This is a genomic window from Streptacidiphilus pinicola, from assembly GCF_003258295.1.
Lineage (GTDB): Bacteria > Actinomycetota > Actinomycetes > Streptomycetales > Streptomycetaceae > Streptacidiphilus > Streptacidiphilus pinicola.
The window spans coordinates 21,426-32,058 of record NZ_QKYN01000085.1; the positions used below are offsets into that span (position 1 = coordinate 21,426).

A 10,633-nucleotide genomic window follows, 5' to 3' on the forward strand; every position below is an offset into this window, starting at 1 on the left:
CTTGCCACTCCCGTAGCTGCTCGTCCCGTAGCTTCTCGCCGGCCCGCACAGTGCCGCCCAGCTGCCTGCCTGCTGGCCTACTTCTCGCTGTCGAGGTGGGCCATCTGGGCAGCAACATACCGGTCACCGGCAGCGGAGCCCTGCGGCACGGCCTCCTCGATGGCCGCGAGGTCGGCGGGCTCCAGCACCAACTCGGCCGCCCCGAGGGCCTCGGTGAGCCGCTCCCGCCGACGGGCGCCCACCAGCGGGACGATGTCCTCGCCCTGCGCCAGCACCCAGGCGATCGCCACCTGGGCGACCGAGGCGCCCTTCGCCTCGGCGACCGAGCGCAGCGCCTCGACCAGGCGCAGGTTGGCCTCCAGGTTCTCGCCCTGGAAGCGCGGGCTGATACCGCGGAAGTCGCCGGCGTTCAGCTGCCGGCCCGCCTGCCAGTGGCCGCTGATCAGGCCGCGGGAGAGCACGCCGTAGGCGGTGACGCCGATGCCGAGCTCACGCGCAGTGGGCAGGATCTCCTTCTCGATCCCGCGCGAGATCAGCGAGTACTCGATCTGCAGATCGGTGATCGGATGCACCGCCTGCGCACGACGGAGCGTCTCCGCGCCCACCTCGGACAGGCCGATGTGGCGGACGTATCCGGCCTCGACCATCTCGGCGATGGCGCCGACCGTCTCCTCGATCGGGACGTTCGGGTCGAGCCGGGCCGGACGGTAGACGTCGACGTAGTCGGTGCCGAGGCGGCGCAGGGTGTAGGCGAGGGCCGTCTTCACGGCCGCCGGCCGGGCGTCGTACCCGATCCAGTTGCCCGCGGCGTCGCGCTGGGCGCCGAACTTGACGCTGATCGCCACCTCGCCCCGCTCGCGCGCACTGCTGCGCAGCGCGTCCTGGATGAGCATCTCGTTGTGGCCCATGCCGTAGAAGTCGCCGGTGTCGATGAGCGTGATTCCGGCGTCCAGGGCGGCGTGGATGGTGGCGGTCGACTCGGCCTCGTCGGCCGGGCCGTACAGGTCGGACATGCCCATCGCGCCCAGACCGATCCGGGAGACGACGAGCGGAGAGGACTTGAACCCGAGGGTGCGTTCGTTGAGTGCCATGCCTCGAGTATGCAAGATGGGCTGACAGATTTCAATATCTGTCACTCGTTCCGGCGAACCTCCCTCCTGGGGCCGGGGGAACAGCGAGCCCGGTCGTACAGTTGCGTGGAGCAGGACGACAGAAAGCGAGGCACCCAGTGGCCACGGAAACGGGCAGCGCGGCCGGCGGCGACGTGGTCGTGGACGCCGCCGGCGACCTCCTCGGCGACCCCGCCAGCGACCCCGCCAGCGACACCGTCGGCGACCTGCGGTTCGTCCACGTCGGCGTCGGCGAGCGCACCGTCCCCTACGAGGAGGCGCTGGAAGAGCAGCTGCGCCTGCACGCCCTGCGCGTCGCGGACGAGATCCCGGACACCGTGCTGCTGCTGGAACACCAGGCGGTCTACACGGCCGGTCGCCGCACCCGCCCCGAGGACCGCCCGCTCGACGGCACCCCGGTCGTCGAGGTCACCCGCGGCGGCGAGATCACCTGGCACGGCCCCGGCCAGCTGGTCGGCTACCCGATCATCAAGCTGACCGAACCGATGGACGTCGTCGCGTACGTGCGCCGCCTCGAGGAGGTGCTGATCCGCGCCTGCTCCGAGTTCGGCATCGAGGGCAACCGGGTCGAGGGCCGCAGCGGCGTCTGGAAGCTGGGCCAGGAGATACCCGGGGCCCGGGTCGACGAGTCCCAGGTGGTGAACATCGGCGCGCTCACACTGCGCATGGGCGCCAAGCTCGGCCTGGACCCCCGCATGGCCGGGCCCGAGTACGCGCCCTCCAACGCCGGCCAGCGCGGCGCGGACCGCAAACTGGCCGCCATCGGCGTCCGCGTCGCCCGCGGCGTGACCATGCACGGCTTCGCGCTCAACTGCAATCCGGACCTGACCGCGTTCGACCGGATCATCCCCTGCGGCATCCGCGACGCCGGCGTCGCCTCGCTCAGCTCCGAGCTCGGCCGCGACGTCCCGGTCGCCGAGGCGCTGCCCGTCGTGGAGCGCCACTTCGCCGAGCTGTTCGCCCGCACCACCACAGCCTGAGTCGACCAGCCCTCTCAACGGGCTCAGTCTCTGAACCGACTCAGCCGTCCGACCCACCCGACCGCAGGCGTACCCTAGGGGACGCACTGGATTTCGAAGATAGGGAGCCGCACGTGTCCGCTGTCGCACCCGACGGCAGGAAGCTGCTGCGTCTGGAGGTCCGCAACAGCGAGACCCCGATCGAGCGCAAGCCCGAGTGGATCAAGACCCGGGCGAAGATGGGCCCCGAGTACACCGCTCTGCAGTCGCTGGTAAAGAGTGAGGGTCTGCACACCGTCTGTCAGGAGGCGGGCTGCCCCAACATCTTCGAATGCTGGGAGGACCGCGAGGCCACCTTCCTCATCGGTGGTGACCAGTGCACCCGCCGCTGCGACTTCTGCCAGATCGACACCGGCAAGCCCGCCGAGTTCGACCGGGACGAGCCGCGTCGCGTCGCCGAGTCCGTGGTCACCATGGACCTCAACTACGCCACCATCACCGGTGTCGCCCGTGACGACCTGGAGGACGGCGGGGCCTGGCTCTACGCCGAGACGGTCCGCCAGATCCACGCCATGACGGCCGACCGAGCCGCCGGCCGCACCGGCGTCGAGCTGCTGATCCCGGACTTCAACGCCGTCCCGGAGCAGCTGGACGAGGTCTTCTCCTCGCGCCCCGAGGTGCTGGCGCACAACCTGGAGACGGTCCCGCGCATCTTCAAGCGGATCCGTCCCGCCTTCCGCTACGAGCGTTCGCTCAAGGTCATCACCGAGGCCCGCGCGGCCGGGCTGGTCACCAAGTCGAACCTGATCCTCGGCATGGGCGAGACCCGCGAGGAGGTCAGCGAGGCGCTGCGCGACCTGCACGAGGCGGGCTGCGAGCTGATCACCATCACCCAGTACCTGCGGCCCTCGCCGCGGCACCACCCCGTGGAGCGCTGGGTCAAGCCGCAGGAGTTCGTCGAGCTCCAGGCGGAGGCCGAGGAGATCGGCTACGCCGGTGTCATGTCCGGCCCGCTCGTCCGCTCCTCCTACCGCGCAGGTCGCCTGTACCGGCAGGCTCTGGAGCGCCGAGGCGCGACCGCCGCTCTCTGAGCGCGAGCCGGTCAGCGCGTGGGGCCGGAGGGGTGCCCGTGAAAGGTGTGCCTGTGATGTCAGTCGCATGCCTTTCACGGGGGTTTGACCGAGTGGTCACGGCGCGGTAACACCAAGTGGTGAAGATGGCGTGGTAGTCCAAGGGGAGAAGGTCACCATGCAACTCGCTCATAACGTCGCTTCCGCCTTGCGCATGGCTGAGTCGGTGTTGTTCGGCGGCGGCCAGCAGACGGCGCGCCGCAACGCCTGGGACGCCGTCTGCGAGAACCGCCGACTCGCCCGTGACCGCCAGGAGAGCGAGCGCGTGCTGCTGCGCGCCGTGCGCTGAGGCCCCCGCGCATCACGACTCGCGCATCACGACTGGGACACAGGCGGCGCTCCACCAGGACCAGGCTTGGGCAACCGCAGGTGCGGCCCCGTACCATGAACCACATGGCGAGGCAGGAATCCACCAACAGCCCGGGACGGCTCTCCCAGATCCGTCAGGCATACACCATGACCAAGCGGGTCGACCCGAAGATCGGTCTTATCGTCGCCGGCGTCGGGCTCGGCACCTTTGCGGTGCTCCTCGCCATCGGTTTCGCGATCGGACAGCCGATTTACCTCGGCATCCTGGGCTTCGTGCTCGGGCTGCTGGCGGCGGTCGTGGTCTTCGGCCGACGTGCCGAGAAGGCAGCGTTCGGTCAGCTCGAGGGTCAGCCCGGCGCAGCGGCCGCGGTGCTCAACAACATCAAGCGCGGCTGGAACATCCAGCTGGTCGTCGCGGCCAACCGCAACCAGGACGCCGTCCACCGCGCGGTGGGCCGCCCGGGCGTGGTCTTGATCGGCGAGGGCAACGTCAACCGCCTGCGCCCGATGATCGCGGCCGAGAAGCGCAAGATGAGCCGCATCGTGAACCAGGCGCCGGTGATCGACGTCATCGTCGGCAACGACGAGGGCCAGGTCCCGCTCAACAAGCTGCAGACCCACCTCATGAAGCTGCCGCGCGTCATGTCCGGCGGCGAGGCCACCCAGATCGCCGACCGGCTGCGCGCCATGGGCGACCTGATGGCCAACGCCCCCATCCCGAAGGGTCCGCTCCCCAAGGGCTCGCGGATGCCCAAGGGCGCCGGCCCCCGCTGACTCGGCGACACCCGACCAAAACCCACCACTGGCAACACCGAGGCCCCGGTGGCCGGCCCTCACGGGGTCGGCCACCGGGGCCTCGTCGTACGTGCATGCCCAGAGCCGTGCATGCGCAGAGCGAGATGCGGCTCAGACCCGGATGCGGCTCAGACCCGGACCTCGACCGTACCGACCGCCTTGTCGTGCAGGCCGCGGCCGTCCCGGTCCCAGATCAGCGCCGGAACAGCGAGGACCAGCAGGAAGGTCCGCAGCGCCACCTGACCGACACTGGCGCGGCCGCCGTTCAGGCTGATCACCCGCAGACCGAGCAGCTTCTTGCCTGGGGTCGCCCCGACCGTCCCCAGGGTCAGCACACTGACCAGGAAGAACAGCACGGTGATCCAGATGTTGACCTCGTTGACGTGCCGGTTCGCGATCAGCGCGAACGCGACCAGGTAGCAGAGGAACCAGTCGATCACGAGGGCGCCGAGCCGGCGTCCCGTGCCGGCGATCGATCCCGGCCCCTCCTCGGGCAGACCGAGGCGCTTGCCGCGGTAGCCGAATTCGGCACCCATTTGCTCAGCGCCGGCCCGCGGGCCCTCGATCCAGCTGCCAATGGCTTTACGACTCTCATCCACGCCCACCACAGTAGCCCGGCCGCCGACCCCGTCCGGAGACCACCCCCGCGCCCGGCCCGCAGGGCATCGGCACGGCACCCGCAGACCTCGAAAATCGGTCTAGACCACTCACTGGAGAGTGAACGCCGCTCACCGGACCGACGGCACAAGAGACCAGCAACTGGGCGGGTCGCCCCCTCTCCGGGGGTAGGCGGTTAACATCGGCGAAACATATGGGTCACGGCCGAGAAACGGCCACTTCCTATGGTTTCGAGAACCGGTATCGCCGGACGGGACCGGCGGTCCGCACCCGCAATCCCGGCACTCCGCCGGGGCCGAGGAGGATGGATGTTCAACAACGCCGACGAGGTGTCGCGCTACATCTCGGACAACGACGTCAAGTTCGTCGATGTCAGGTTCTGCGACCTGCCGGGCGTGATGCAGCACTTCACGGTGCCCGCCTCGGCATTCGATCCGTCCGAGATGCTGATGTTCGACGGCTCGTCGATCCGTGGTTTCCAGGCGATCCACGAGTCCGACATGGGCCTCGTCCCGGATCTCAGCACCGCGCGACTGGACCCGTTCCGCAAGGACTCCACCCTCAACATCAACTTCTTCATCCACGACCCGATCACGGGCGAGCAGTACAGCCGCGACCCGCGCAACGTCGCCAAGAAGGCCGAGGCCTACCTGGCCTCCTCCGGCATCGCCGACACCGCCTACTTCGGCCCCGAGGCGGAGTTCTACGTCTTCGACGACGTCCGCTTCGAGACCAAGCAGAACCGCTCCTTCTACGAGATCGACTCCGAGGCCGGCGCCTGGAACACGGGCCGGGTCGAGGAGGGCGGCAACCGCGGCTACAAGGTCCGCTACAAGGGCGGCTACTTCCCGGCCCCGCCGGTCGACCACTTCGCCGACCTGCGCGCCGAGATGTCCCTCGAGCTGGCCGCGGCCGGCCTCGAGGTCGAGCGCCAGCACCACGAGGTCGGCACCGCCGGCCAGGCGGAGATCAACTACAAGTTCAACACGCTGCTCGCCGCGGCCGACGACCTGATGCTGTTCAAGTACATCATCAAGAACGTCGCCTGGCGGAACGGCAAGACCGCCACCTTCATGCCCAAGCCGATCTTCGGCGACAACGGCTCCGGCATGCACTGCCACCAGTCGCTGTGGACCGACGGCTCCCCGCTCTTCTACGACGAGCAGGGCTACGCGGGCCTGTCCGACACGGCCCGCTACTACATCGGCGGCCTGCTGCGGCACGCCCCGTCGCTGCTGGCCTTCACCAACCCGACGGTGAACTCCTACCACCGCCTGGTCCCCGGCTTCGAGGCCCCGGTCAACCTGGTCTACTCGCAGCGCAACCGCTCCGCGGCGATCCGCATCCCGATCACGGGCGCCAACGCCAAGGCCAAGCGCATCGAGTTCCGCGCGCCCGACCCGTCCTCCAACCCGTACCTCGCCTTCTCGGCGATGCTGATGGCCGGCCTGGACGGCATCAAGAACAAGATCGAGCCGCTGGAGCCGGTCGACAAGGACCTCTACGAGCTCGCCCCGGAGGAGCACGCCGCGGTCCCGCAGGTCCCCGCCACCCTCCCGGCCGTCCTCGAGGCCCTCGAGGCCGACCACGAGTACCTGCTCGCGGGCGGCGTCTTCAGCCAGGACCTCATCGAGACCTGGGTCGACTACAAGCGCACCAACGAGGTCGCCCCGATCGCCCTGCGGCCGCACCCGCACGAGTTCGAGCTGTACTTCGACATCTGAGTTCTGAACCGCTGGGGCCCCGCTCACCGCTCGGCCCCCGCGGAGGCCACACATGCACGCACCGAGCCCCGCCGCTCCCCCGGAGCGGCGGGGCTCCGCGTTTCGCCGCCCGGTGTTTCGCCTCCCGGTGTTTTGCCGCTCGTTGCGGCTCGCGACCCGAGGCACCCGCGGGCAGACTTGAGGGCATGCCAGAACTGCCCGAGGTGGAGTCGCTCACACAGTTCCTCGGCGAGCACCTCGTCGGACGGACGGTCGAGCGTGTGTATCCCGTCTCGGTGGCGGCGCTCAAGACCTACGATCCGCCGATCACCGCGCTCGAAGGACAGGCCTTCGACGGCGCGGGACGCCATGGCAAGTTCCTCGACCTGCGGGCCGGGGAGCTTCACCTGGTCATCCACCTGGCTCGGGCCGGCTGGGTGCGCTGGAGTGACAAGGTGTCGCCGGATCCCCCACGGCCGGGCAAGGGCCCGCTGGCCCTGCGGGTCCGGCTGGCGTCGACGGACGCGGGGGCCGCGCCCGGCTTCGACGTGACCGAGGCGGGGACGCAGAAGCATCTCGCGGTGTACCTGGTCCGGGACCCGCAGGAAGTGCCAGGCATCGCGCGGCTCGGACCCGATCCGTTGTCGGGCGAGGTGACGCCGGGGGCGTTCGCCGCGCTGCTGGCGGCGGAGCGCCGCCAGGTCAAGGGCGTGCTGCGGGACCAGTCCGTCCTGGCAGGCATCGGCAACGCCTACTCGGACGAGATCCTGCATGCGGCGCGGCTGTCCCCGTTCAAGCTGGCGGCCAACCTCAGCGAGGAGGAGGTCGCCGGCCTCTTCGCCGCGATGCACACCACGCTGGCCGAGGCCGTCGAACGCGCCCGTGGGCTCCCGCTGCGCGACCTCAAGGCCGAGAAGAAGAGCGGGCTGCGTGTCCACGGCCGGACCGGCGAACCCTGCCCGGTCTGCGGCGACACGATCCGCGAGGTCTCCTTCGCCGACTCCTCCCTGCAGTACTGCCCCACCTGCCAGACGGGCGGCACGCCGCTGGCCGACCGCCGGATGTCCCGGCTGCTGAAGTAGGCGGACCGGTGCGGACCGGTTCGGACCGGTGCCACGGAACACTCCATCGAGCGATGGCGTGACTACTTTCCGTCACGTACTGTGTCCTCACCGTCAGGTGCGTACACGATGCACCTCGTGCCGGGAGGGAGGTGTCCGTCGCCATGGGCGCTGGCAACGGCTACCGCGTCGACGTGACCGCACTGCAGGCGACGGTGCGCCAACTGCGATCCATCGCGGACGACTTGGACACCCCGCGCACGTCCGCACGCTATGACACGGCCATCCCGCACGGCACCCTCGGCAGCGGCTTCGCCGGCGCCACAGCACTGGCGGACAAGCACGACGAGCTGCGGGACTGGCTCGGATCGATGATCGCGGAACTGCAGGGGTTCATCGAGCGCTACAGCGGCGAGACGAAGTCCGCGGCGGACGCGTACGAGGAGCAGGAGCACCGCACCCAGCAGGACTTCTTCTCCGCGGCGGCCTCCGCCGGGGGCGGCGGAGCGGCGTGAGCGGGGCGTTCGGCGGCGCCGACATCACTACCCTGCGCGCGATGATCGCTGACGCCAATCCGGAGACACTCGACTCGGTGGCTGCGAAGTGGGCGGCGGTGGACCTGGCCCTCCAACGGGCCCAAGAGGACCTTCTGCACCACACCACGGCCGCCACCACCCACTGGACGGGTTCCGCGGCCGACGCCTTCACCGCCCGCGCCACCGTACTCCACCACGCCCTCGGCGCCGGCGCGTCCTACGCCTCCCACGCCTCCTCCGGCGTCTCCTATGCCGCCGACGCCCTCCGAACCGCCCGCTACGACATGCCCCCAGAACCCGCCTCCCTCGACGGGGTAGTCACGGCCGAGCAGGCCCAGGCGACGGGCACGGCCGTGGACGCCTTGCACGAACAGCAGCGCCGCAAGGCCGTGACGGTGATGGAAACCCTGGAACGCCGCTACGCGGCGGCCTCGGAGATGATCGGGACGCCCCAGACATCGAGGATTAGTTTCGATCACGGAACATTCCCCGACAGTCCGCCACGCAGTGTTAATCTCAGCCCAGCGGAAAAGGCTGACTTTCCCTCAGGGCAGGCCAGCAAGATGGACATTCCGGTCAGGAACGGCCTAATTCCCGCACAAGGCCGTGCGCCAGAAAATAATACCCAGGGCCCAGACTCCCTCTCGAAGATGTCCAATGACACCGAGACAGCAAGCAGCACTACCCTGACCAGCGACTCATACCAATCAAGCAGTCAGGGATACGATCCGGGAGAAAGCAGCAAAGAAGGTGCAGGAGCAAGGCTAGAGCAACAAATGGTGGTGCCTTCGAGCATCGATAGAAGCACGGGCGAGCCACCCGCACACGCACTCGACACTACGCCAGCAACTGCCCTTCGGGGACAATCTCAGACTATTCGCCACCAGCTGAAGAGTTGGCCGCCCGAAAGAGATTCATCGACACTACCCCTGGCCAGCAAAAACCAAGCCCGGACCACCACAAATACCGAGCGCTCATCAAGAGGCCTGAGATTCAAGGTTGGCAGATCCGGTGCAATCGAGAAAAATCAGCGGATCGGCACGAGTGCACCCATTCCGGAAGTCATCGGCGGAACAGCATGCGAAACCTACGACGTGAGACGTCCGATCGACAATCCCGCCACTCAAGCACTCGCAGCCCAACCAGGAGAATTCGGTGCCCCAGGCGTGGCCATGCACGCGAGCACTGGCCGGGCATCAAACCAGTCCCGTCGCCGCCCTCAGTACCTGTCCGAAGATCCGCAGCACTGGATTGACCCCTCGAAATCAAATCCGCACGTTATCGACCGATAGCCACAGAGGGAAAATGACAAAGAAAGCCTGGAGAGCAGGCTCTTGCATCGCAATCTTTTGCTGCACCTGCAGCGCCCTCTCGACGCAATCAGCAGCCGATTCGGTCCGAGACGCCGAGTGGCCCCTCGCCGCTTTCCATGTGCGAGACGAAGTATGGCCGCACTCCATGGGGAAGAGTGTCACCGTCGCAGTAATTGACAGCGGCGTGAGACCAACCCATCTTGATTTGAGAGGCCAGGTCCTAAACGGGGCCGACTTTATCGCACACACTGGCTCACCCGTTACCTGTGATCACGACCAGCACGGCCACGGAACAGCCGTATCCAGTCTGATCATGGGACACGGGCACAGCGACGGCAATAGCGACGGAATCGAAGGGCTGGCCCCTCAAGCCAAAGTCATGCCTCTGGCAATTGGCACGGGATCGGACAGCATGCAAGAAGCTGCCACCGCAATCGATTTCGCCGTCAGCCACGGCGCAAGCATTATCAATATGTCCTTTTCATCTCCTTCCGGAACGCCAGCAATGCAGACTGCGGTCGCTCGCGCGATCGCACATGGGGTGGTTGTTGTAGCTGGAGCAGGCAATGACAGCGCAGGCAGACTTGCCTGGCCCGCTGCCTACCCCGGGGTGGTCGCGGTAGGGGCCGTTGATGTGGAGGGGAAGCCGTGGGTGGATTCGAACTACGGGCCCGGGCTCACGCTGACCGCACCCGGGGTCAATATCGTGGCCGCCGGCGCGAACAGTGACAGTGAATACCGGGTGTCCGACGGGACGAGTGATGCGGCGGCGTATGTGTCGGCGGAGGCCGCGCTGGTGCGGGCGGAGTATCCCGGGTTGACCGCGGGGCAGGTGGTGAATCGGATGGTCAAGTCGGCCGTGAATCCCACCGGGCGGGTGCGTGACGATCACTACGGTTACGGGATCATCCGGCCCGATGCGGCGCTCACGTTCGACATTCCGCCCGGTCCGCCCGGAGGGCCGTTGGGGCAGGGCGGGGTGGCGGCGACTGGGCAGGCGACGCCGGAGGCTGCCGTGGCTGTGGGGTCAGCGGGGAAGGTTGGGCAGGCCGGAGGGGATGGGGTGGCGATTGCAGGGG

Annotated in this window: 11 protein-coding genes; 9 read left to right on the forward strand and 2 right to left on the reverse strand. The window is 68.3% G+C overall.

Translation table 11 applies throughout. The features are described from left to right. Positions 1–77 precede the first annotated feature (77 nt). The gene (locus DN069_RS21745; protein WP_111503328.1) at positions 78–1,091 is read right to left on the reverse strand and encodes an aldo/keto reductase; all 1,014 of its coding nucleotides are present in this window, start codon (positions 1,089–1,091) and stop codon (positions 78–80) included. A 245-nt stretch (positions 1,092–1,336) separates the two neighbouring features. Here DN069_RS21745 and lipB point away from each other — a divergent pair, with 245 nt between their 5' ends. The 4 genes from lipB (at position 1,337) to DN069_RS21765 (ending at position 4,302) form a co-directional block, all read left to right on the forward strand. Next, positions 1,337–2,110 (forward strand): lipoyl(octanoyl) transferase LipB, encoded by a 774-nt coding sequence (gene lipB / locus DN069_RS21750; RefSeq protein WP_243639556.1) that lies wholly within the window; start codon positions 1,337–1,339, stop codon positions 2,108–2,110. A 113-nt stretch (positions 2,111–2,223) separates the two neighbouring features. Further along, positions 2,224–3,180: a lipoyl synthase gene (gene lipA, locus DN069_RS21755; RefSeq protein WP_111503330.1), complete on the forward strand. Its 957-nt coding sequence runs from the start codon at positions 2,224–2,226 to the stop codon at positions 3,178–3,180. Positions 3,181–3,373: 193 nt separating this feature from the next. After that, positions 3,374–3,508 carry a hypothetical protein gene (locus DN069_RS42435; protein WP_279387921.1) on the forward strand — a complete coding sequence of 45 codons (135 nt, stop codon included), beginning with the start codon at positions 3,374–3,376 and terminating at the stop codon, positions 3,506–3,508. Positions 3,509–3,612: 104 nt separating this feature from the next. After that, positions 3,613–4,302: a DUF4191 domain-containing protein gene (locus DN069_RS21765; protein ID WP_111503351.1), complete on the forward strand. Its 690-nt coding sequence runs from the start codon at positions 3,613–3,615 to the stop codon at positions 4,300–4,302. A gap of 149 nt (positions 4,303–4,451) precedes the next feature. On the opposite strand, the gene DN069_RS21770 is transcribed toward DN069_RS21765, so the two are convergent. Next, on the reverse strand, positions 4,452–4,859 hold the full coding sequence (locus DN069_RS21770) for an RDD family protein (RefSeq protein ID WP_111503334.1): 408 nt from the start codon (positions 4,857–4,859) through the stop codon (positions 4,452–4,454). Positions 4,860–5,249: 390 nt separating this feature from the next. Between DN069_RS21770 and glnA the strand changes: the two genes are divergently transcribed. From glnA to DN069_RS39485, 5 genes are all read left to right on the forward strand, one after another. Continuing rightward, positions 5,250–6,665: a type I glutamate--ammonia ligase gene (gene glnA / locus DN069_RS21775; RefSeq protein WP_111503336.1), complete on the forward strand. Its 1,416-nt coding sequence runs from the start codon at positions 5,250–5,252 to the stop codon at positions 6,663–6,665. A gap of 185 nt (positions 6,666–6,850) precedes the next feature. Then, the gene (locus tag DN069_RS21780; protein WP_111503338.1) at positions 6,851–7,726 is read left to right on the forward strand and encodes an Fpg/Nei family DNA glycosylase; all 876 of its coding nucleotides are present in this window, start codon (positions 6,851–6,853) and stop codon (positions 7,724–7,726) included. Positions 7,727–7,869: 143 nt separating this feature from the next. Then, positions 7,870–8,220 carry a hypothetical protein gene (locus DN069_RS21785; protein ID WP_133260004.1) on the forward strand — a complete coding sequence of 117 codons (351 nt, stop codon included), beginning with the start codon at positions 7,870–7,872 and terminating at the stop codon, positions 8,218–8,220. A gap of 41 nt (positions 8,221–8,261) precedes the next feature. Then, positions 8,262–9,533 (forward strand): hypothetical protein, encoded by a 1,272-nt coding sequence (locus DN069_RS39480; protein ID WP_133260005.1) that lies wholly within the window; start codon positions 8,262–8,264, stop codon positions 9,531–9,533. Between the two features lie 166 nt (positions 9,534–9,699). Further along, positions 9,700–10,633, forward strand: a 934-nt coding sequence (locus tag DN069_RS39485) for a S8 family serine peptidase (protein WP_165845590.1), incomplete at its 3' end; no start/stop codon positions are given.

Excerpts from the sequence above, each read along its gene's own strand:
- DN069_RS21770 (WP_111503334.1), bottom strand. The coding sequence starts at position 4,859 with ATGGGTGCCGAATTCGGCTACCGCGGCAAGCGCCTCGGTCTGCCCGAG.
- glnA (WP_111503336.1), top strand. The coding sequence starts at position 5,250 with ATGTTCAACAACGCCGACGAGGTGTCGCGCTACATCTCGGACAACGAC.
- DN069_RS21780 (WP_111503338.1), top strand. The coding sequence starts at position 6,851 with ATGCCAGAACTGCCCGAGGTGGAGTCGCTCACACAGTTCCTCGGCGAG.
- DN069_RS42435 (WP_279387921.1), top strand. The coding sequence starts at position 3,374 with ATGGCTGAGTCGGTGTTGTTCGGCGGCGGCCAGCAGACGGCGCGCCGC.
- DN069_RS21785 (WP_133260004.1), top strand. The coding sequence starts at position 7,870 with ATGGGCGCTGGCAACGGCTACCGCGTCGACGTGACCGCACTGCAGGCG.
- DN069_RS21745 (WP_111503328.1), bottom strand. The coding sequence starts at position 1,091 with ATGGCACTCAACGAACGCACCCTCGGGTTCAAGTCCTCTCCGCTCGTC.
- DN069_RS39480 (WP_133260005.1), top strand. The coding sequence starts at position 8,262 with ATGATCGCTGACGCCAATCCGGAGACACTCGACTCGGTGGCTGCGAAG.
- DN069_RS21765 (WP_111503351.1), top strand. The coding sequence starts at position 3,613 with ATGGCGAGGCAGGAATCCACCAACAGCCCGGGACGGCTCTCCCAGATC.